This is a genomic window from Pseudomonas sp. SIMBA_068 (genome assembly GCF_046534705.1).
Lineage (GTDB): Bacteria > Pseudomonadota > Gammaproteobacteria > Pseudomonadales > Pseudomonadaceae > Aquipseudomonas > Aquipseudomonas putida.
Genome location: NZ_JAWRYI010000013.1, coordinates 54,710 through 74,723 on the forward strand (window position 1 = coordinate 54,710; position 20,014 = coordinate 74,723).

The window sequence follows — 20,014 nt, forward strand, 5'->3', positions numbered from 1 at the left end:
TTACGCAAGGGACAAGCCCATGAAACAGATACACGTCATCGACTCCCACACTGGCGGCGAACCAACCCGCCTGGTGATGAAGGGCTTCCCGCAACTGCGCGGCCGCAGCATGGCCGAACAGCGCGACGAACTGCGCGAGCTGCACGACCCATGGCGCCGTGCCTGCCTGCTGGAGCCACGCGGCAACGATGTGCTGGTCGGCGCGCTGTATTGCCCACCGATGTCGGCCAACGCCACCTGCGGGGTGATCTTCTTCAACAACGCCGGCTACCTGAACATGTGCGGCCACGGCACCATCGGCCTGGTCGCCTCGTTGCAGCACTTGGGCCTGATCGCACCGGGTGTGCACAAGATCGACACCCCGGTCGGCCAGGTCAGCGCCACCCTGCATGAAGACGGCGCCATCACCATCGGCAACGTGCCCTCCTACCGCTACCGCCAACAGGTAGCGGTGGACGTGCCCGGCCACGGCGTGGTGCGCGGCGACATCGCCTGGGGCGGCAACTGGTTCTTCCTGGTTTCCGAACACGGCCAGCGTATCGAGCTGGCCAACCGTGAGGCGCTGACCGAGTACACCTGGGCCATGCTCAAGGCCCTCGAAACCCAGGGCATCACCGGCGAAAACGGCGCGCCTATCGACCACGTCGAGCTGTTTGCCGACGACGCCAACGCCGACAGCCGCAACTTCGTGATGTGCCCCGGCAAGGCCTACGACCGCTCCCCGTGCGGCACCGGCACCAGCGCCAAGCTGGCCTGCCTGGCCGCCGACGGCAAGCTTGCCGAAGGCCAGACCTGGGTACAGGCCAGCATCACCGGCAGCCAGTTCCATGGCCGCTACGAGCGCGACGGCGACCACATTCGCCCGTTCATCACCGGCCGCGCCTACATGACCGCCGACAGCACCCTGCTGATCGACGAACAGGACCCGTTCGCCTGGGGCATCTGACCCCGCCTTTTTCCGACTGAATACTGCGAGGAGTGACAACAATGACCAACAACATCTTCACCGGCACCATGCCCGCCCTGATGACCCCGTGCACCGCCGAACGCAAGCCGGACTTCGACGCCCTGGTGCGCAAGGGCCGTGAACTGATCGCGGCCGGCATGAGCGCTGTGGTGTATTGCGGCTCGATGGGCGACTGGCCGCTGCTGACCGAGGCCGAGCGCCAGGAAGGCGTGGCGCGCCTGGTGGCCGCCGGCATTCCGACCATTGTCGGCACCGGCGCGGTAAACACCCGTGAAGCGGTAGCGCATGCCGCCCACGCCGCCGAAGTGGGCGCCGCCGGCCTGATGGTCATCCCTCGCGTGCTCAGCCGCGGCGCTTCGCTGATCGCCCAGAAACACCACTTCTCGGCCATCCTCGCGGCGGCGCCCAAGCTGCCAGCGGTGATCTACAACAGCCCCTACTACGGTTTTGCCACCCGCGCCGACCTGTTCTTCGAACTGCGCCGCGAATTCCCCAACCTGATCGGCTTCAAGGAATTCGGTGGTGGCGCCGACCTGCGTTACGCCGCCGAACACATCACCTCCAAGGATGACGACGTGACCCTGATGGTCGGCGTGGACACCCAGGTGGTGCATGGCTTCGTCAACTGCAACGCCACCGGTGCCATCACCGGTATCGGCAACGCCCTGCCCCGCGAGGTGCTGCACCTGGTAAGCCTGAGCAAGCAGGCGGCCAAGGGCGACGCCAAGGCCCGCCGCCTGGCGCGCGAGCTGGAAGCGGCGCTGGCGGTGCTGTCGTCGTTCGATGAAGGCTGCGACCTGGTGCTGTACTACAAGCACCTGATGGTGCTGAACGGCGACAGCGAGTACAGCCTGCACTTCAACGAAACCGACCTGCTGACCGATGCCCAGCGCAACTATGCCGAACAGCAGTACGCGCTGTTCCGCAACTGGTACGCCAGCTGGTCGGCCGAGCAGAACATCGCCTGACCAAAGCCCTGCTTGGGCCCTTGTAGGAGCGGCCTTGTGCCGCGAATGGCTGCAAAGCAGCCCCAGCATTTCAGCGCAGACACACAAATTGCTGGGGCTGCTTTGCAGCCCTTCGCGGCACAAGGCCGCTCCTACAGGGGTTGCGGTTTACCTTGATACCCGAATTTGATCCACAAGGAGGATACATGACCCTCACCGGCAACATGCTGATCGGCCAGACGCCGGTAACCGGCAGCCGCGAAGCCATCCGCGCCATCGACCCGGCCACCGGCCAGCCGCTGGAACCGGCCTACCTGGGCGGCACCGGCGAACACGTGGCCCAAGCCTGCGCCCTGGCCTGGGCGGCGTTCGATGGCTACCGCGAAACCACGCTCGAACAACGGGCACAATTCCTCGAAACCATCGCCACCCAGATCGAAGCGCTGGGCGATGCCCTGATTGACCGCGCCGTGGCCGAAAGCGGTCTGCCCAAGGCGCGTATCCAGGGCGAGCGTGGCCGCACCTGTACCCAACTGCGAACCTTCGCCCGGGTAGTGCGGGCCGGTGAATGGCTGGATGTGCGGGTCGACAACGCCCAGCCAGAACGCCAGCCCTTGCCGCGCGCCGACCTGCGCCAGCGCCAGGTGGCCCTGGGGCCGGTAGCCGTGTTCGGCGCCAGCAATTTCCCGCTGGCCTTCTCGGTGGCCGGTGGCGACACCGCATCGGCATTGGCGGCTGGCTGCCCAGTGGTGGTCAAGGCCCACAGCGCCCACCCGGGCACCAGCGAACTGGTCGGCCAGGCGGTGGCGCAAGCGGTGAAGCTGTGCGGCTTGCCGGCCGGCGTATTCTCGCTGTTGTACGGTTCCGGCCGTGAAGTCGGCATCGCGCTGGTCAGCGACCCGCGCATCAAGGCCGTTGGCTTTACCGGCTCACGCAGCGGTGGTATCGCGCTGTGCCAGGCGGCCCAGGCCCGCCCGGAGCCGATCCCGGTATACGCCGAAATGAGTTCGATCAACCCGGTGTTCCTGTTCGAGGCGGCCCTGCAAGCCCGTGCCGAAACGTTGGCGCAAGGCTTCGTCGCCTCGTTGACCCAAGGTGCCGGCCAGTTCTGCACCAACCCCGGGCTGGTGATTGCCCCGCAAGGGCCAGCGTTACAGCGGTTTATCGACGCTGCCAGCGAGCACGTGCGCCAGGCCGCTGCGCAAACCATGCTCACCCCGGGCATCTTCAGTGCTTACCAAGCCGGTGTCGGTGCCTTGGCAGAAAACGCCAATGCCCAGGCTGCAGCCAGCGGCCAGGCCGGGCAAGGCCCCAACCAATGCCAGGCGCAATTGTTCGTCACCCAAGCCGAAGCCTTCCTCGCCGACCCGGCGTTGCAAGCTGAAATGTTTGGCGCGGCGTCGCTGGTGGTGGCGTGCGCCAGCGATGAACAGGTACACCAAGTGGCCGAGCACCTGGAAGGCCAGTTGACCGCTACCCTGCAACTGGACGATGCCGACATCGACCGCGCCCGTGCGCTGCTGCCGACCCTTGAACGCAAGGCTGGGCGCATTCTGGTCAATGGCTGGCCGACCGGCGTCGAGGTGTGCGATGCCATGGTCCATGGGGGGCCGTTCCCGGCCACCTCCGATGCCCGTACGACCTCGGTGGGCACGGCGGCGATCCTGCGCTTCCTGCGGCCGGTGTGCTACCAGGACTTCCCCAATGCCCTTCTGCCGCAGGCCTTGCAGCACGGCAACCCGCTGCAACTGCGGCGCCTGCTCGACGGCAAACGGGAAGGCTGAGTATGGTCGAAAACCCTGAAGCCGATATCGCCGTGGTGGGCGCCGGCATTGTCGGCGTTGCCTGTGCCCTGCAACTGGCCCGCCAGGGCCGCCGGGTGCTATTGGTCGACCGCCAGGCACCCGGCCATGGGGCGTCCTATGGCAACGCCGGGCACCTGGCCACCGAGCAGGTGTTCCCGATTGCCGACCTGTCGATCCTCAAGCGCTTGCCGCGCATGCTGCTGGACCCGATGGGCCCGCTGCGCCTGGACTGGAAGTACCTGCCCACGGCCATGCCCTGGTTCACACGCCTGCTGCTCAACCTGCGCCCCGCCCCGTTCCAGCGCAGTGTGGCCGGAATCCGCACGCTGAACGAAGGCAGCCTGGGTGCATGGCAGCGCCTGCTGGGCTCGATCGGGCGCAGCGACCTGTTCCAGGAGGATGGTTCGTTGCTGGTGTTCGAGAAGCCTGAGTCACGCCAGGCACTGGAGGCGTTGCGCACCCGCATGCAACAGCAGGCGGTGCCGGTGGACGTCTGGTCGGCCGACACCGTGCGCGAGGCGGCGCCGCAACTGAGCCCGTCACTGCTGGGTGGGCTGTTCTTTCCGCGCACCGGGCACTTCATCGACCCTTACCGGGTAGTGTGCGAATTGTTCGAAGCGGCCAAGGCCAGCGGTGTGCGCTTTGTTCAGGCGCAGGTCGATGGCGGGCAATTGCACAGTGCGGGCGTGAGCCTGGCCAGCGACCAGGGCACGCTCAATGCCCGCCAGGTGCTGATCAGCTGTGGTGCCCATTCTGCGAAACTGACCGCCGCGCTGACGGGCAAGCGGGTGCCGCTGGACACAGAACGCGGTTATCACCTGATGTTGCCGGGTGAACACCAGCGCCTGCCGTTTGCAGTCACCTCGCTGGAGCGCAAGTTCATCATGACGCCCATGGCCGAAGGCTTGCGCCTGGCTGGCACGGTGGAGTTCGCCGGGCTGGAGGCACCGCCGAGCATGCAACGGGCTTGGCAGTTGCACCGGTTGAGCAAGGGGTTGTTCCGGCAAGACTTGAGCGTCGAAGGGGCGACGCCGTGGATGGGCTTCCGGCCTTCGTTACCGGACTCGTTGCCGGTGATCGACAGGGTGTGTGATGGGCGGGTGCTGTTGGCGTTTGGGCATCAGCACCTGGGGTTGACCCAGGCGGCGGTGACGGCGGAATGGGTGGGGCGGTTGGCTGAGCAGGTTGGTGGGCCTGGGACGGCAGCCTACCGTCTGGATCGGTTCTAGATTCGGGGGCCGCTGTGCGGCCCATTCGCGGCACAAGGCCGCTCCTACAAAGAGCACGCTATCCTGTAGGAGCGGCCTTGTGCCGCGAATGGGCTGCGCAGCAGCCCCGGCATTCTCAGCGATAGCGCTCAAGCCAGTGCGCATACGGCGCCGGCAAGGTCCAGGAGGCTTTCTCCACCCCCAGCTCCTTGGCGGCAAAGTACGCCCAGTGCGGGTCGGCCAGGTGCGCACGCCCTACCGAAACCAGGTCCAGCTGGTTGGCCTGCAACGCGGCCTCAGCCAGCTGCGGTGTGCCAAAGCCCCACGCCGAAGTCACCGGCAGCTTCGCCTCACGGCGCACACGCTCGGCAATCGGCCCCATGAACGCCGGGCCCCACGGGATGTTGGTCTCGGGAATGGTGAAACCGACACTCACGCTCAGCAGGTCCAGGCCGCCTGACTTGAAGCGGCGCGCCAGTTCGATCGACTCTTCCAGGGTCTGCTCGTCGCGGCCATCGTATTCCAGCACACCAAAGCGCGCGGTCAACGGCAGGTTTTCTGGCCATACTTCACGCACCGCGGCCAGGGTTTCCAGCAGGAAGCGGCTGCGGTTGTCGAAGCTGCCACCGTAGGCGTCGGTCCGCTTGTTGGAGTGCTCGGAGAAGAAGCTCTGGCCCAGGTAGCCATGGGCAAAATGCAGCTCGATCCACTCGAAGCCGGCATCACGCGCGCGGCGGGCGGCATCGACGAAATCCTGTTTGACCCGGGCGATGTCGCCCAGCGTCATTTCGCGTGGCACTTTCGGCAGGTGCGCGCCAAAGGCAATGGCGGACGGGGCGATGGTTTCCCAGCCACGCGCGTCGTCGGCGGCAATGTGGTCGTCACCCTCCCACGGGCGGTTGGCGCTGGCCTTGCGCCCGGCGTGGGCGATCTGGATGCCCGGCACCGAACCTGCAGCCTTGATGGCCTGTACCACCGGTACGAAAGCCTGGGCGTGGGCATCGCTCCAGATACCGGCACAACCGGGGGTGATGCGCCCTTCCGGTGCCACCGCAGTGGCCTCGACCACCAGCAGACCGGCACCGCCACGGGCCAGGCCAGCGTAGTGCACGTGGTGCCAGTCGTTGATCATGCCGTCTTCGGCCATGTATTGGCACATCGGCGGAATGGCGATGCGGTTACGCAGGGTGACGTCTTTGAGGGTGTAGGGTTCGAACAGGGCGGACATGGGAAACTCCGGGTTCATTTGAATACTGTTGTTCGATCATAATCGAACTATGGCAATTAGTGAAACCCCCGTTATCATGTCGGCCATGCGAGCCTATAAACACCCCAACGCTGAAGACCTGATCCTTGAACGCCTGCTCTATGCGCTCAGCGACCCCGTGCGCCTGGAAATCGTCCGCCACCTGGCCGGCGTTGCCGAGGCCAGCTGTGGCGAGCTGGACGGGGGGCGGCCCAAGTCGAGCATGTCGCACCACTTCCGCGTGCTACGTGATGCGGGGTTGGTGCATACCCGCAATGTGGGGACGACCCATATGAATTCATTGCGCAGCGAAATGCTGGGCGAGCGTTTTCCCGGGCTGCTGGAGTGCATCCTGCGCCAGAGATGATTTTTGCCGCAGGCCCCTGGGGATAGTGATGAACCCGTGGGCCCATCAATGCGTAGAACCGCCGCGCAAAGGCCCGAACAGGCAAAAAAAAACCACGAGGTTTCCCCCGTGGCTTCTTTCACGACAATGGCCGATTACAGCGCCATGTCGTTCTCAGGCTTGCTTTCAACCGGCTCGCTGGCCGCGCCACCGAAATCGACGCTGGCGTCGATCACTGGCGGTTTCTCCAGCTGCAGTACTTCAGCGGTGTAGTTCCACTCTTTCTGGGTGGCCGCCGCCGAATCGTTCAGCTTGGTGCCGTAGCTCGGCACGATCTGCTTGATCTTGGCCTGCCACTCTGGGGTAGCGACCTTTTCCTTGAACACGGTTTCCAGCACGGTCAGCATGATCGGCGCAGCAGTCGAAGCACCTGGCGATGCACCCAGCAGGCCGGCAATGGTACGGTCTTCGGACGCGACCACTTCGGTGCCCAGCTTCAGCACGCCGCCCTTCTCGGCATCACGCTTGATGATCTGCACACGCTGGCCGGCCTGCCACAGGCGCCAGTCTTCCTTCTTGGCATTCGGGAAGTAGGTGCGCAGGGCTTCGAAGCGGTCATCGTCAGACAGCATCAGCTGGCCAGCGAGATACTCCACCAGCGGGTACTGCTCGATACCGACCTTGGTCATCGGCCACACGTTGTGGGTGGTGGTGCTGCTCAGCAGGTCCAGGTACGAACCGTTCTTCAGGAACTTGGTCGAGAAGGTGGCAAATGGGCCAAACAGGATCACGCGCTTGCCGTCCAGCACGCGGGTGTCCAGGTGCGGCACCGACATGGGTGGCGCGCCAGTCGAGGCAATGCCGTACGCCTTGGCCATGTGCTGCATGGCAATGGTCGGGTTCTCGGTCACCAGGAACGAGCCGCCCACCGGGAAGCCTGCGTATTCCTTGGCTTCAGGAATGCCCGACTTCTGCAGCAGCTTCAGCGCGCCGCCGCCGGCACCGATGAACAGGAACTTGGCGTCGGTAGCCGATTCGGTACCGTCCTTCAGGTTCTTGTACTCGACGTGCCAGGAGCCGTCCTTGTTGCGGGTGATGTCCTGCACTTCGCTGGACAGCTTCAGGTCGAACTTGTCCTGGGTCTTCAGGTGGCCAACCATCTGGCGGGTGATCTCGCCGAAGTTGACGTCGGTGCCGATTGGCGTCCAGGTCACGGCCAGTTTCTGGTTCGGGTCGCGCCCTTCCATCATCAGCGGGACCCATTTGGCGATCTGCGCGTGGTGCTCGGAGTATTGCATCGGGCGGAACAGCGGGCTGGCTTGCAGCGCGTCATAGCGCTTTTTCAGGAACTTGATGTTGTCATCGCCCCACACGAAACTCATGTGCGGGGTGGTGTTGATGAACGAGTGCGGGTTCTTCAGCACGCCCTGGCGAACCTGCCAGGCCCAGAATTGACGGGAAATCTGGAAGGCTTCGTTGATTTCGATGGCCTTGGAGATATTGACGTTGCCGTCTTTGTCTTCCGGGGTGTAGTTCAGCTCGGCCAGCGCGGAGTGGCCGGTACCGGCGTTGTTCCAGCCGTTGGAGCTTTCTTCAGCCACGCCGTCCAGGCGCTCGACCATCTCCATCGACCAGCTTGGCTCCAGCTCGTGCAGCCACACAGCCAGGGTGGAGCTCATGATGCCGCCGCCGACCAGCAGCACGTCTACTTTTTTGGTTTCTGCGGCGTGCGCTTGCATGAAGCTCGCAGCGACAGCCAGACCCAGCAAGGTCTTGCCAGCTTTCTTGAACATTGATCTATTCCAGTCAGGAGAACGGAGGGAGGGCCTGTGGCTGGCCCAGGTGTTCCGTGTTCTTCAGCGCAGGCTTGTTGTTGATCATTGTTCGGCAGCCAGAGAACCAGAAAACGACTCGGCCTTTTGTCGAATTGACCGACAGGGCTGAATCGTTTTTCTGATTGTATCCGAAATGCCAGCGCAAACAAATTGCCGGTCCTCGCGTCAAGGTGACGGGTTGTCCCAGGGGATACCCGCACGCTGTGCAGTGATTGCAGTATTTTTCCGGCGCCCCTAACATTGCGATCATTTCTCATTCGCACCAGTATGCGCTCGCGCCGGATGCCGCCGTGGTTTCGATCCCAGAGTTGAACACCTCGCTCCATACCCTGTACCACAGCCACTCGCGCTGGTTGCTCGGCTTTCTGTACCGCCGGCTGGGCAGCCGCTGCGATGCCGCCGACCTGGTGCAGGATACCTTCGTGCGCATCCTCAAGCGCCCACGGCAGTTTGACGGCGACCGCGGCGAACGCTCGTACCTGGCGACCATCGCCCGCGGCCTGTGCGTCGACCATTGGCGCCGGCAAAAGCTGGAACAGGCCTGGTTGCAGCAATTGGCCTTGCAGCCCGAGGCGTTGCAACCCTCCCCCGAACAGCGCGCGATCATTGTCGAGACCCTGCACGAGGTGGACGCCATGTTGCTGCGCTTGCCGAGCAAGGTGCGCCAGGCATTCCTGCTGGCGCAGATCGATGGCCTGGCCTACCGCGATATCGCCGCGCACATTGGCGTGAGCGAACGCATGATCAAGAAGTACCTGGCCCAGGCGTTTCTGCACTGCGCCATTCTTGAAGCCGAACTCGACGGCTTGCTGGTGGAGTGACGCCATGACCGCGCCCGCGCAAAAACTCAGCCACGCCAGCCTGCAGCAGGCCGCGCACTGGTACGTGCAGTTACAGGACGAAAACGCCGCACCGCAGTTGCACACGCAGTGGCGACACTGGTTTGACCAGCACGGCGACCATCAGGCGGCCTGGCACTATGTGCAACGGGTCGGCCAGCGTTTTGCCCCGTTGCAGGCCGAAGGCGCCGCTGCGGGCCGGGCACTGCGTGAGCACGACGCGCGTCGCTTCAGCCGGCGCACCGGGCTCAAGTCGCTGCTGGTGCTTGGCGCCAGCTCGCTGCTTGGCTGGCGGGCGTGGCACGGTGCCCCGTTGTCGGGCTGGGATGCCGACATGGCCACCGGCATCGGTGAAACTCGCCAAACCCGGCTGGCCGATGGCAGCCAGTTGTGGCTGGGGGCGCAGAGCGCCGTGGACATGGAGTTTTCCACCCTCAGCCGGGTACTGCGGCTGCGCTTTGGCGAGCTGCTGGTGGAAACTGCCCACGACCCGCGCCGCCCGTTCTTCGTCGACACTGCGCAAGGGCGCATGCAGGCGCTGGGAACACGCTTTGCAGCTTGCCAGCTGGGCGAAAATACCCGGCTGGCTGTATACGCCGGCGCTGTCGAGGTGTGCACGGCTCAAAACGGCGAGCGCTGCATCGTGCCAGCAGGCCAGCAGGTGGACTTCAGCGCTCAGGCAATCAGCAACACCCGCCCAGCCCAAAGCGCCGGCGAGTCGTGGATTTATCACCGTCTCAATGCCGAAGACATGCCATTGGCGCATTTGCTGCAAACGCTGGGGCGCTATCGCCACGGGCACCTGGGTTGGCACCCGGATGTCGCCAAGCTGTCGGTGATGGGCGCCTTCCCGCTCAACGATACCGACCGCGCGCTGGCCTTGTTGCAAGCCGCGTTGCCGGTGCGGGTGCAGCGGCTGACGCCGTGGTGGGTCACAGTCGAGCCTGCCTGATTGGCACCTGTTTCAAGGCAAACACAAGCCCTGTAGGAGCAGCCTTGTGCTGCGAAGAGGCCGGTAAGGCTAAAGATTATCTTCGGCTGCAGTGGCCTCTTCGCAGCACAAGGCTGGTCCTACACAGGGACGCGGTAGCCTGAGTGATGGTGCTACCCACGTCCATCAGCGCCAACCCATAAAAAATCTGCCAAATCAGTTCCCTTTTTCCAATCTCGTTCGGTTAACCCGGCATAGCGCTTCCAACTCACCCTACCGATTCCAGAGACCAGCATGCCGACGCCCTTCCACCCCGCGCTCCGCCTGGCGCTTGCCGCGCCACTTTCGCTTTTTGCCGCCGCGCCACTGATGTTGCCGGCAACCCTGGCCCACGCCGAACAGGCGGCCAACGCCGAAACCCGCTTCAACATCGCACCCGGCTCGCTCACCAGCGCCCTCAACCAGTTCAGCAGCCAGGCCGGTATCTACCTGGCCGGCAGCAACGAACTGGCCGCCGGCAAGACCAGCCTGGGGCTGCAAGGCCGCTTCAGCGTCGCCCAAGGCCTGGCCCGGCTGCTACAGGGCAGCGGCCTGCAAGCCGTGCCCCAAGGCAGCACGGGTTATGTGCTGCAACCGCTTGCCGATGGCACCGCCCTGCAACTGGATGCCACGTCGATCAGCGCCGCTACCCTGGTCGCCAGCAACGGCCAGGGCGATAGCGGCTACCGCGCCGTCGCCAGTGCCACCGCCAGCAAAACCAGCAGCGCCCTGGCTGACACCCCGCGCTCGGTTTCGGTGGTAACCCGCCAGCGCATGGATGACCAGCAATCGCAAACCCTTACCGAGGTGCTGGGCTATGTCCCAGGCATTTTCTCCCCGCCGTTTGCCGGCGGTGACGGCCAAGCGGGTGACCTGTTCTTCATCCGTGGCTTCAACGCCACCGACTATGGCTATGGCCTGCTGCGCGATGGCCTGCGGGTGCAGGGCAACCGGTATGACACCAGTAGCGAGCCCTACGGCCTGGAGCGGGTGGAAGTGTTCCGCGGCCCGACTTCGATCCTGTATGGCGAAAACGCCCCGGGTGGCGTGGTCAACCTGGTCAGCAAACGGCCTACTGCCGACGCGCGCGGCGAAGTGCAAATGAGCTATGGCTCGCACAACCGCCGCCAGTTGGGTGTCGACGTTTCCGGCCCGCTAACCGATGAGGGCAATGTTCTCGGCCGCCTGGTGATGTTGGGGCGCAAGTCTGACACTCAGGTCGACCATCAGCCCGACGACCGCATGTACATCGCGCCATCGCTGACGTTGAACTTCGACGACTTCAACAGCCTGACCGTGCTGGCCACCTACCAGCGCGACCGCACCTTGATGGAGCTCGGTTACCCGGCCGCCGGCACCCTGCTGCACAACCCCAACGGCAAGATCGACAAGGACCAGCTGTCCGGCAACCCGGACTGGGACAACTTCGAACGGGAAACCTGGAGCCTGGGCTACGAGTTCAGCCACCGTTTCAACGACACCTGGCAGTTCCGCCAGAACTCGCGCTACCTGCAGTCGCGCATCGACCGCCAGGAAATGTGGCCAGGCAGCCTGAACAACGGTGGCTTCGGCACCACCCTGAGCAACACCGCGTACGACCGCTACAACAAGTCCATCGCCTACTCGCTGGACAACCAGTTCGAAGGCCACTTCAGCAGCGGCGCGTTCGACCATACCTTCCTGGTGGGGGCAAGCCTGGACCGCACATCGTTCAACCAGGATTGGGACGCGGGCAATGGCGGCACCATCAATGTGTTCGACCCGGTCTGGAACGGCAAGCCAAGCACGCCCCTGCATGTGCAGAACGCCTTGCTCGATCAGACCATGTACGGCCTCTACAGCCAGCTGCAAACCAAGGTCGACAACTGGGTACTGCTGTTGGGCGGGCGACTGGACCGGGTCAACAGCCAGTTCCGCAACAAAGCCGGCACCCTTAACGCACAAGCCGACATGAACAGTTGGGACAGCAAGTTCACCTGGCAGACCGGGGTGATGTACCAGTTTGAGAACGGCCTGTCGCCGTACTTCAGCTACTCCACCGCCTTTGCCCCTACCCAACAGACCGAAAGCAAGAGCGGCCCGCTGGACCCGACCACCAGCGAGCAGTACGAAGTGGGTATCAAGTACGAGCCCAAAGGCTGGAACACCGCCTTCACCGCATCGGTGTACGACCTGCGCAAGAAGGACGATGTGCTGTTCGATTCCGCCGTGGGTGACTACCGCCAGATCGGTGCCAGCCGGGCCAAGGGCGTGGAGCTGGAACTTAACAGCGACCTGAGCGAAAACCTCAACCTCACCGCTGCCTACACCTACACCGATTCGCGCATTACCAAGGACGCGGCCGGGTCGCTGTATGAAGACCACCAGATGACCGGCGTGCCACGCAACCAGGCGTCGGTGTGGAGCACGTATCGCTTCCGTGACGGCCTGCTCAAAGGCTTGCAGATCGGGGGCGGCGTACGCCACTTCGACAGTACCTTCGCCTATACCCCGGCAAGCCTGTACGGCAAGCTGGATACCGGTGACGTGACGCTGGTGGATGCCAAGGTGGGCTATGAAATCGACGAAAACTGGTCGGTCGAAGTCAACGCCCGCAACCTGTTCGACAAAGAGTATGTGGCAGGCTGCAACAACGCCGGCCGTTGCTACTGGGGTGAAGAGCGCACGCTGCTGGGAACCGTGTCGCTGCGCTGGTAAGTGGCCCACAAACAAAAGCCCCCGGCCATTTACATGACCGGGGGCCCTGGATCCCGTCGCAAGCGTCGCGATCAGGGTACCGCCAAGATTACTGCTGCTGAGGCAGTTTATCGATCGGGCCGCAGCCACCGATGATCTTGGAGATGGAAACCGAAGGGTGGAACAGGTAGTCGTAAGTGCAGTTTTTCGGTTGGTTGTAAACTTGGCCAGTGCAACCCGACAGCAGGGCAACACCCGAAACAACGGCAACGGCTACGGTGGCCTTGAACAGCTTTTTCATACTAAGTCCTTTAAATGAATCATCTTCGACCATCGTCTGATGGCCGCGGGATGATACAGACTCCTCCCATTGGATCCAAGTCGTACCTGGCACAAGTTCGTTGCAATTGTGCAACAACAGGTTGTAAAGCGCGCCTTCGCCGACGATAGTTCAGGGCACTGCCTTCGTATTGCCCAACAGGAACTCACCATGCTCGGCGTTACCGACTACGGCGCATTCGTCATCGCCTTCATCATTCTGCTGGCCATCCCCGGCCCAGGCAATTTCGCCCTGATCACCGCCACCGGCAAGGGCGGTATCAAGGCTGGCCTGGCCGCGACACTTGGGGTGATCGTGGGTGACCAGGTGCTGCTGTGGCTGGCGGTAGCCGGTGTCGCCACCCTGCTGGCCACCTACCCCACGGCCTTCCACATGGTGCAATGGGCCGGTGCTGCGTACCTGGCGTACCTGGGCCTGCGCATGCTCCTGAGCAAACCCGGTGGCGCTGCCCACGCCTGCCGCATGGACAACGGCCAGTACCTGCGCCAGACCATGATGATCACCCTGCTCAACCCCAAGGCGATCATGTTCTACATGGCGTTTTTCCCGCTGTTCGTCGACCCGGTGAAGCACCAGGGGCTGGTGACGTTCGGTTTCATGGCTGCGACGGTGGCGGTGGTGACCTTCGCGTATGGGCTGATTGCCGTGGTGCTGACCCATCAGCTGGCTGAACGCATGCGCGCCAACCCACGAATCAGCAACCTGTTCGAGCGGCTGGCGGGGGCTTGTCTGATAGGGTTTGGTATCAAGTTGGCGGCGATGCGCTGAGCAAGGCCAGACCATGTTCTACAACTTGAACTCAGAATTATTCCCTTCCTTGTAGGGCGTTTCCCAAACATACTGCCAACCCGCTCAAACTGTTGCGACGGATCCGGTCGCGCTCTAGTCTCGGCTTGTCGTTGTGAAATCAGCGACCGGCTTTGACAGGCCGACTACTCAAGTTTCCGTTGCAGCGCTTAATGGCAGCTGTGCATGGGGCACATTCGTGTGCGCCGGGTCCTTGGGTACCGGTCTGTCAACCCATGTATAGCTGCCTCCATTCGTTTGACAGCGTTGCCAGGCGGCTCCACTACCCAAGGAGCTTACATGCGCAAGATGGTCCCCGATCCACCCTACACCCTCGATTCCACGCAGGTCCTGCAAGACACCCTGGTCCAGTCCTCAGAGTACGTACTCTGCGCCCTGTCCGTCGCCCGCCAATCTGTGCAACTCAAGCCTACTGCCCACAGTTCGATTGTGATGCAGGCCGTCATCCATGAAATGGAGGAGGTACAGAGCCTGGTCGAGTCGGCATTGATGCAATTGCAGATGCGGCCGCACTTACCCAGTGAGCCGTACACCTTGCACTAGCAGGCCAGGCCTCTTCGCGGCTAAAGCCGCTCCCACAGGGTTATCTCCGCCCTCAGGCACTGCACAGCACCTGTGGGAGCGGGTTCACCCGCGAAGAGGCCAGCCCAGGCAACCCAGAACCCAGGGAAACAAATCAATGCCCACCGACAACACACAAGAACCCACCACAGTCGGCAAGACCTGCTTCTACCAAGGCGAAAACAACACCCACCCGCTGTTCCGCATCGAACCCGGCATCCCCTGCCAGGAAGCCCGCGAACAGGCTTCCGAACTGATGGGGTACGTGCGCGACCTGATCATCACCGGCCTGATGGACGGCGACCAGAAACTGATCTGGGCCTCGCACTACCTCAGCGCGATGGCCAAGGCGCTGCTGGATGATGCTGAATTGGGAATGATGAAAAAGTAAGGCACAACGAAAAAGCCCCTGAAAGCTTTCGCTTCCAGGGGCTTTATCTTGTATGGCGGAGAGATAGGGATTTGAACCCTAGGTACTGTTGCCAGTACAACGGATTTCGAATCCGTCCCGTTCGACCACTCCGGCATCTCTCCAATGCCGCGCATCATACCAGCGTTCTTTTAAAACGCAAACCTTTTTTTAAAAAAAATCGCGTGGTATCAGGCGCTTGCGTGAACGCGCCGCTTACAGAGGCACGCCCAGGCGCTTGGCAACTTCTTCGTAGGCTTCGATCACGTCGCCCAGGCCCTGACGGAAACGGTCCTTGTCCATCTTCTTGCGGGTTTCTTTGTCCCACAGGCGGCAGCCGTCCGGGCTGAACTCGTCGCCCAGCACGATCTGGCCGTGGAATACGCCGAACTCCAGCTTGAAGTCGACCAGCAGCAGGCCGGCGTCATCGAACAGCTTGGTCAGCACCTCGTTGACCTTCAGCGACAGCTTTTTCATTTCGACCAGCTGCTCGGCGGTGCCCCAGCCGAACGCGACAACGTGGGATTCGTTGATGAAGGGGTCGCCCTTCTCGTCGTTCTTCAGGAACAGTTCGAAGGTGGACGGCTCCAGCTTGATGCCCTCCTCCACGCCCAGGCGCTTGACCAGGCTGCCGGCAGCGTAGTTACGCACTACGCATTCGACCGGGATCATGTCCAGCTTCTTCACCAGGCACTCGTTGTCGCCCAGCAGCTTGTCGAACTGGGTCGGCACGCCGGCTTCTTCCAGTTTCTGCATGATGAAGGCGTTGAACTTGTTGTTCACCGTGCCTTTGCGGTCGAGTTGTTCGATGCGCTTGCCGTCGAACGCCGAAGTGTCGTTACGGAACAGCAGGATCAAGCGGTCGGCGTCGTCGGTCTTGTAAACCGATTTGGCCTTGCCGCGGTAGAGTTCGTCGCGTTTTTCCATGATTGGGCTCCGCTTGCTTGAGGTGTTGGGCTAGGCGATTTCGCGCCAGTCGAGCCCGTGTTCCTGATTCGCCACCTGGAGCCAGTCCGGGTCGCACCCTAAGGTGTCGACGAAGCACTGGCGGGCCAAGTGTGGCAGGTTGTTCTTGCTGCTGAGGTGGGCCAGCACCAGGTGTTGCAGGTTGCTCCAGCCCAACTCGTGCACCAGGCGCGCGGCCTGGTGATTGTTCAAATGCCCTTGCATGCCACCTACCCGCTGCTTCAGGAAGACCGGGTAGTGACCGCGTGCCAGCAGGTCGCGGCAGTGGTTGGCCTCGATCAGCAGTGCATCCAGGCCCTGATAACGCTCCAGCAACAGCGCGTCGTACGAGCCCAGGTCGGTCAGCATGCCGAAGCGCCGCTGGCCGTCGCTGATCACGTATTGCAGCGGCTCGTAGGCGTCGTGCTCGACCCGCGCTGCGGTCACTTCCAGGCTGCCGATACGCAGGCTTTGGCCACACGCGAGAAAACCGGCCACCTCCACCGGCTTGCGCATGCCGCGCAACGTCCCTTGGCTGAGGTAGACCGGTACATTGTAGCGCCGTGACAGCAAGCCGACCCCATGCACGTGGTCGGCATGTTCGTGGGTGACCAGTACCGCGCTGAGCTGGGCCGCCGAAACGCCGAGCAGCGCCAGGCGCCGCTCGGTTTCACGCAGGGAAAAGCCGCAATCAACCAGGATGAACGTGTCACCACTGGCGATCAGCGTGCCGTTCCCTTGGCTGCCGCTTCCGAGTACCGCGAAGCGCACTTAGCCCAGGTGGTCCTGAATGGCGCTCAGCACGCGGCGGGCGACATCGGCCGGAGCCACGGTGTTGATGTTTTTCTCGACCGTGACCTGCACGCTCTCACCCACCTTGCTCAGGCGAACCTGATAGCGCTCGGCACGGGCTTCACGCTCTTCCTTGGTCGGCTCGCTGCCGAACATGCGGCCGAAGAAGCCAGGCTGGTTCTGCTTGTCATCAGGCTTTTCCGACAGGTTGATGTAGTACAGGCCCAGGCTGCGGTTGATGTCTTCGACACGCCACTCGCCACCCTGCTCCAGGGCACGGCCCACGCCAGACCAGGCGCGATCCAGGTCGGAGCCCAGGTACAGCACCGGGTTACCGCTGCCGTCTTCGCTCAGGCTGACGCGGCTTGGCGCGTCGAAATCGCGCGCGGCCAACAGCGACACCGAACCGCCTTTCTCGGCGCTGCGGTTCATGCTGGCAAGCATTTCGTCGACCAGCAGGGCATCGGCGCCGGTGTTGCTGGACGTGGACGGGAACCCTGGCTCGGCAGTGCTGCCGGCCGGGCGCTCGACGCTGACCACGTATACCTCGGAGGTGTTGCGCTGCACGCCAGGCTCCATGCGCACACGGACGCGCACTTCGCTGTCACCGCTGCTGGCGGTGCTGGCCAGGCGCTGGCCAAGCGATGCCGACAGTTCGTCGAAACGCTGCCAGGTGGTGTTGAATTCACCGGTCTGCGGGCGCTCTTCAGCAATGCGGAAGCCGTTATCCTCGAAGAACTGGCGGGCCACTGGCCACACCTCGGCAGGCGAATGCTGGGCCAGTACCCAACGGCTGCTGCCGCTGCGCTGCAGGCTATAGTCGGTTACCTGGGCGGCGCCACCGGTCAGCGGCTGCGGGCGCGGCACTTCGAACTCGCCAGCGACGTTGTCGTCAGCGACGTTACGCGGGATCGGCAGCAGCGGGTCAAGGCGTTTGACGTTGCTAGCGTCCGGCGGCAGTTGCATCGGCGCGGTCGGGTGCGCCTGCAGGTAATCGCTGCCGCGGTCGCGGAAATAGCCATCCTCGCCCCACAGCCAGCCACACCCACTGGTGCTGGAGATAATCAGGGCAAGGGCGGAAAGACCAGCCAATCGCTTCATGCGGTGTACTTCCTCTTAAACCAGTACGCCGGACTGGCGCAAGGCAGTACGGACTTTTTCGTGGCAGCTTTCGCTCAGCCAGGTCAGTGGCAGGCGAATGCCTTTGTGCATCAGGCCCATTTCGACCAGCGCCCATTTCACAGGGATCGGGTTGGCTTCGCAGAACAGGTCTTTGTGCAGGGGCATGAGTTTTTCGTTGATTGCGCGGGCCTTCTCGGCATCGCCCGCAAGGGCGGCCTCGCACAGGTCGGCCATTTCGCGGGGGGCGACATTGGCAGTAACGGAGATATTGCCCTTGCCGCCCATCAGGATCAGCTCGACGGCAGTCGGGTCATCGCCGGACAGGACGAGGAAATCTTTGCTGACGCCATCGAGGATTGCCTTGGCGCGGACCAGGTCGCCGGTGGCTTCCTTGATGCCGATGATGTTCGGCACGGTCGACAGGCGAATCACGGTCTCGGCCTGCATGTCGCAGGAGGTACGGCCGGGTACGTTGTAGAGGATCTGCGGGATGTCGACGGCTTCGGCAATGTGCTTGAAGTGCTGGTACAGGCCTTCTTGCGTCGGCTTGTTGTAATAAGGCACGACCAGCAGGCAGGCGTCGGCACCGGCGCTCTTGGCGTTTTGGGTCAGGTGCACGGCTTCGGCAGTGGAGTTGGCACCGGTGCCAGCGATGACCGGTACGCTGCGGCTGCTGCGCTTGACGCGCTCGACCACGTGCTTGATGACCAGGATGTGCTCTTCGACATCCAGTGTGGCGGACTCACCGGTGGTGCCGACAGCGACGATCGCATGGGTGCCGTTTTCCAGGTGGAAGTCTACAAGTTTGTCGAGGCTGCCCCAGTCAACACGCCCTTGTGCATCCATGGGTGTGACCAATGCCACCATACTGCCCGCAATCATGTAACTGCTCCTGCCGGAAAAAGAGAGCGGTAATGGTACTGGGGGCATCGACCTTGCACAAGCGAAGCAGGCGGGCGGAGCATTCCCCTCGGCGCCTTATTTCGCTACCCTTGACCCTTTGATCGGTGCAGCGCGGCCCGCCGGGCCGTCGACCTTGCTCCCCGCCAGCGTCCAAGACCTCGCATGCGAGCCCCGGGCCCTGCCGACAGGAGGCTTTTGACCGTCCTGCACCGACCGCTCATCGCTTTAGGAATGCTGCATGTCCACCCCCACCACTGTTCGCGAACAATTCCTTGTCATCAGTGCCCTGGGACCGAATCCCATGGAGCTGGCCAACGTCCTCAGCCGCGCCGCCTTCGAAAACCGCTGCGCGGTGGTCACCTCGCGCCTGAGCCGCCATGGCGAGACCAGCGCCCTGGTGCTGCAAGTGGGCGGCAGCTGGGACGCCCTGGCGCGCCTCGAATCCACCCTGCCGGGCCTGGGCAAGAAGCACGGCCTGACCCTGGACGTAGTGCGCAGCGCCGACCAGGAAGTGCGCCCGCAGGCCCTGCCGTACGTGGCTTATGTCAGCGCCGCCTACCGCCCGGACATCATCAACGAGCTGTGCCAGTTCTTCCTCGACCACCGCGTCGAGCTTGAAGCCATGACCTGCGACACCTACCTGGCGCCGCAGACCGGCAGCAGCATGCTCAACGCCCAATTCACGGTGATCTTGCCGGCCGGCACCCAGATCAGCTGGCTACGTGACCAGTTCCTGGACTTTGCCGACGCCCTGAACCTCGATGCGCTGATCGAGCCTTGGCGTCCACAGAACCCAATGTAAGGAAACCGACCATGGCTGTAGCACTCGACCAACCCGTTGCCGACTTCCAGGCCCAGGCCACCAGCGGGCAGACCGTCAGCCTGGCCGGGCTCAAGGGCCAGCAAGTGGTGGTGTACTTCTACCCGAAGGACAGCACGCCGGGCTGCACCACCGAAGGCCAGGGGTTCCGTGACCAGCACGACGCCTTTGCCGCAGCCAACACCGTGGTGTTCGGGGTATCGCGCGATGGCATCAAGTCGCACGAGAACTTCAAGACCAAGCAAGGCTTCCCGTTCGAGCTGATCAGCGACAAGGACGAGGCCCTGTGCCAGCTGTTTGACGTGATCAAGCTGAAGAAGCTGTACGGCAAGGAATACATGGGCGTTGACCGCAGCACCTTCCTGATCGACAAGGACGGTGTGCTGCGCCAGGAATGGCGTGGGGTGAAGGTGCCGGGGCATGTGGATGCCGTGCTGGCGGCTGCCCAGGCCTTGAACAAGGCTTGAGATTGACGG

Annotated in this window: 20 protein-coding genes and 1 tRNA gene; 13 read left to right on the forward strand and 8 right to left on the reverse strand. The window is 63.2% G+C overall.

Annotated features, from left to right (window positions below; all coding sequences use genetic code 11):
- Positions 1-19 precede the first annotated feature (19 nt).
- The 4 genes from SB756_RS24735 (at position 20) to SB756_RS24750 (ending at position 4,948) form a co-directional block, all read left to right on the forward strand.
- Positions 20-946 (forward strand): 4-hydroxyproline epimerase, encoded by a 927-nt coding sequence (locus tag SB756_RS24735; protein WP_341796539.1) that lies wholly within the window; start codon positions 20-22, stop codon positions 944-946.
- A gap of 41 nt (positions 947-987) precedes the next feature.
- A complete protein-coding gene (locus SB756_RS24740) occupies positions 988-1,935 on the forward strand; it encodes a dihydrodipicolinate synthase family protein (RefSeq protein ID WP_341796540.1) in 948 nt (315 codons plus the stop codon).
- A 185-nt stretch (positions 1,936-2,120) separates the two neighbouring features.
- The gene (locus tag SB756_RS24745) at positions 2,121-3,698 is read left to right on the forward strand and encodes an aldehyde dehydrogenase (NADP(+)) (protein ID WP_341796541.1); all 1,578 of its coding nucleotides are present in this window, start codon (positions 2,121-2,123) and stop codon (positions 3,696-3,698) included.
- A 2-nt stretch (positions 3,699-3,700) separates the two neighbouring features.
- Positions 3,701-4,948, forward strand: coding sequence for an NAD(P)/FAD-dependent oxidoreductase (locus SB756_RS24750; protein WP_341796542.1), 1,248 nt, complete (start codon positions 3,701-3,703; stop codon positions 4,946-4,948).
- A gap of 115 nt (positions 4,949-5,063) precedes the next feature.
- Here the strand turns inward: SB756_RS24750 and xenA are convergent, their stop codons facing one another.
- A complete protein-coding gene (gene xenA / locus SB756_RS24755; RefSeq protein WP_341796543.1) occupies positions 5,064-6,155 on the reverse strand; it encodes a xenobiotic reductase XenA in 1,092 nt (363 codons plus the stop codon).
- 49 nt (positions 6,156-6,204) lie between these two features.
- Here xenA and SB756_RS24760 point away from each other — a divergent pair, with 49 nt between their 5' ends.
- The gene (locus SB756_RS24760; RefSeq protein WP_016488623.1) at positions 6,205-6,540 is read left to right on the forward strand and encodes an ArsR/SmtB family transcription factor; all 336 of its coding nucleotides are present in this window, start codon (positions 6,205-6,207) and stop codon (positions 6,538-6,540) included.
- A gap of 134 nt (positions 6,541-6,674) precedes the next feature.
- Here SB756_RS24760 and mqo read toward each other — a convergent pair whose 3' ends face one another.
- A complete protein-coding gene (gene mqo / locus SB756_RS24765; RefSeq protein WP_410912302.1) occupies positions 6,675-8,312 on the reverse strand; it encodes a malate dehydrogenase (quinone) in 1,638 nt (545 codons plus the stop codon).
- A gap of 332 nt (positions 8,313-8,644) precedes the next feature.
- Here mqo and SB756_RS24770 point away from each other — a divergent pair, with 332 nt between their 5' ends.
- From SB756_RS24770 to SB756_RS24780, 3 genes are all read left to right on the forward strand, one after another.
- A complete protein-coding gene (locus tag SB756_RS24770) occupies positions 8,645-9,175 on the forward strand; it encodes a sigma-70 family RNA polymerase sigma factor (protein ID WP_341796544.1) in 531 nt (176 codons plus the stop codon).
- 4 nt (positions 9,176-9,179) lie between these two features.
- Positions 9,180-10,145 (forward strand): FecR domain-containing protein, encoded by a 966-nt coding sequence (locus SB756_RS24775; RefSeq protein WP_410912304.1) that lies wholly within the window; start codon positions 9,180-9,182, stop codon positions 10,143-10,145.
- A gap of 273 nt (positions 10,146-10,418) precedes the next feature.
- Positions 10,419-12,860, forward strand: a complete 2,442-nt coding sequence (locus SB756_RS24780) for a TonB-dependent siderophore receptor (protein WP_410912306.1) — start codon at positions 10,419-10,421, stop codon at positions 12,858-12,860.
- A gap of 88 nt (positions 12,861-12,948) precedes the next feature.
- Here the strand turns inward: SB756_RS24780 and SB756_RS24785 are convergent, their stop codons facing one another.
- Positions 12,949-13,140 (reverse strand): YhfL family protein, encoded by a 192-nt coding sequence (locus tag SB756_RS24785; protein WP_003254720.1) that lies wholly within the window; start codon positions 13,138-13,140, stop codon positions 12,949-12,951.
- A 189-nt stretch (positions 13,141-13,329) separates the two neighbouring features.
- Here SB756_RS24785 and SB756_RS24790 point away from each other — a divergent pair, with 189 nt between their 5' ends.
- The 3 genes from SB756_RS24790 to SB756_RS24800 all read left to right on the forward strand — a co-directional run bounded on the left by SB756_RS24790 (position 13,330) and on the right by SB756_RS24800 (position 14,938).
- Entirely contained in the window at positions 13,330-13,947 is a 618-nt protein-coding gene (locus tag SB756_RS24790; RefSeq protein WP_410912307.1) for a LysE family transporter, read from the forward strand.
- A 318-nt stretch (positions 13,948-14,265) separates the two neighbouring features.
- Positions 14,266-14,529, forward strand: a complete 264-nt coding sequence (locus SB756_RS24795; protein WP_410912309.1) for a hypothetical protein — start codon at positions 14,266-14,268, stop codon at positions 14,527-14,529.
- A gap of 136 nt (positions 14,530-14,665) precedes the next feature.
- Entirely contained in the window at positions 14,666-14,938 is a 273-nt protein-coding gene (locus tag SB756_RS24800; RefSeq protein WP_061203443.1) for a DUF3077 domain-containing protein, read from the forward strand.
- A gap of 53 nt (positions 14,939-14,991) precedes the next feature.
- On the opposite strand, the gene SB756_RS24805 is transcribed toward SB756_RS24800, so the two are convergent.
- The 5 genes from SB756_RS24805 to dapA form a co-directional block, all read right to left on the reverse strand.
- Positions 14,992-15,081 (reverse strand) — tRNA-Ser (locus SB756_RS24805).
- Positions 15,082-15,172: 91 nt separating this feature from the next.
- Complete coding sequence (gene purC / locus SB756_RS24810) at positions 15,173-15,883, reverse strand: phosphoribosylaminoimidazolesuccinocarboxamide synthase (protein WP_016498342.1); 711 nt, start codon at positions 15,881-15,883, stop codon at positions 15,173-15,175.
- 30 nt (positions 15,884-15,913) lie between these two features.
- Complete coding sequence (locus SB756_RS24815; RefSeq protein ID WP_016488635.1) at positions 15,914-16,672, reverse strand: MBL fold metallo-hydrolase; 759 nt, start codon at positions 16,670-16,672, stop codon at positions 15,914-15,916.
- On the reverse strand, positions 16,673-17,794 hold the full coding sequence (gene bamC / locus SB756_RS24820) for an outer membrane protein assembly factor BamC (RefSeq protein ID WP_016498341.1): 1,122 nt from the start codon (positions 17,792-17,794) through the stop codon (positions 16,673-16,675).
- 15 nt (positions 17,795-17,809) lie between these two features.
- Positions 17,810-18,697: a 4-hydroxy-tetrahydrodipicolinate synthase gene (gene dapA, locus SB756_RS24825; protein WP_410912312.1), complete on the reverse strand. Its 888-nt coding sequence runs from the start codon at positions 18,695-18,697 to the stop codon at positions 17,810-17,812.
- 259 nt (positions 18,698-18,956) lie between these two features.
- Here dapA and SB756_RS24830 point away from each other — a divergent pair, with 259 nt between their 5' ends.
- The gene (locus SB756_RS24830; RefSeq protein WP_016488638.1) at positions 18,957-19,520 is read left to right on the forward strand and encodes a glycine cleavage system protein R; all 564 of its coding nucleotides are present in this window, start codon (positions 18,957-18,959) and stop codon (positions 19,518-19,520) included.
- 11 nt (positions 19,521-19,531) lie between these two features.
- Positions 19,532-20,005, forward strand: a complete 474-nt coding sequence (locus SB756_RS24835; protein WP_410912314.1) for a peroxiredoxin — start codon at positions 19,532-19,534, stop codon at positions 20,003-20,005.
- Positions 20,006-20,014 lie beyond the last annotated feature (9 nt).

What these genes read in the sequence shown, in the direction of transcription:
- SB756_RS24735 (WP_341796539.1), top strand. Translation starts at nt 20, where the DNA reads ATGAAACAGATACACGTCATCGACTCCCACACTGGCGGCGAACCAACC.
- SB756_RS24740 (WP_341796540.1), top strand. Translation starts at nt 988, where the DNA reads ATGACCAACAACATCTTCACCGGCACCATGCCCGCCCTGATGACCCCG.
- SB756_RS24745 (WP_341796541.1), top strand. Translation starts at nt 2,121, where the DNA reads ATGACCCTCACCGGCAACATGCTGATCGGCCAGACGCCGGTAACCGGC.
- SB756_RS24750 (WP_341796542.1), top strand. Translation starts at nt 3,701, where the DNA reads ATGGTCGAAAACCCTGAAGCCGATATCGCCGTGGTGGGCGCCGGCATT.
- xenA (WP_341796543.1), bottom strand. Translation starts at nt 6,155, where the DNA reads ATGTCCGCCCTGTTCGAACCCTACACCCTCAAAGACGTCACCCTGCGT.
- SB756_RS24760 (WP_016488623.1), top strand. Translation starts at nt 6,205, where the DNA reads ATGGCAATTAGTGAAACCCCCGTTATCATGTCGGCCATGCGAGCCTAT.
- mqo (WP_410912302.1), bottom strand. Translation starts at nt 8,312, where the DNA reads ATGTTCAAGAAAGCTGGCAAGACCTTGCTGGGTCTGGCTGTCGCTGCG.
- SB756_RS24775 (WP_410912304.1), top strand. Translation starts at nt 9,180, where the DNA reads ATGACCGCGCCCGCGCAAAAACTCAGCCACGCCAGCCTGCAGCAGGCC.
- SB756_RS24780 (WP_410912306.1), top strand. Translation starts at nt 10,419, where the DNA reads ATGCCGACGCCCTTCCACCCCGCGCTCCGCCTGGCGCTTGCCGCGCCA.
- SB756_RS24785 (WP_003254720.1), bottom strand. Translation starts at nt 13,140, where the DNA reads ATGAAAAAGCTGTTCAAGGCCACCGTAGCCGTTGCCGTTGTTTCGGGT.
- SB756_RS24790 (WP_410912307.1), top strand. Translation starts at nt 13,330, where the DNA reads ATGCTCGGCGTTACCGACTACGGCGCATTCGTCATCGCCTTCATCATT.
- SB756_RS24795 (WP_410912309.1), top strand. Translation starts at nt 14,266, where the DNA reads ATGCGCAAGATGGTCCCCGATCCACCCTACACCCTCGATTCCACGCAG.
- SB756_RS24800 (WP_061203443.1), top strand. Translation starts at nt 14,666, where the DNA reads ATGCCCACCGACAACACACAAGAACCCACCACAGTCGGCAAGACCTGC.
- purC (WP_016498342.1), bottom strand. Translation starts at nt 15,883, where the DNA reads ATGGAAAAACGCGACGAACTCTACCGCGGCAAGGCCAAATCGGTTTAC.
- bamC (WP_016498341.1), bottom strand. Translation starts at nt 17,794, where the DNA reads ATGAAGCGATTGGCTGGTCTTTCCGCCCTTGCCCTGATTATCTCCAGC.
- dapA (WP_410912312.1), bottom strand. Translation starts at nt 18,697, where the DNA reads ATGATTGCGGGCAGTATGGTGGCATTGGTCACACCCATGGATGCACAA.
- SB756_RS24830 (WP_016488638.1), top strand. Translation starts at nt 18,957, where the DNA reads ATGTCCACCCCCACCACTGTTCGCGAACAATTCCTTGTCATCAGTGCC.
- SB756_RS24835 (WP_410912314.1), top strand. Translation starts at nt 19,532, where the DNA reads ATGGCTGTAGCACTCGACCAACCCGTTGCCGACTTCCAGGCCCAGGCC.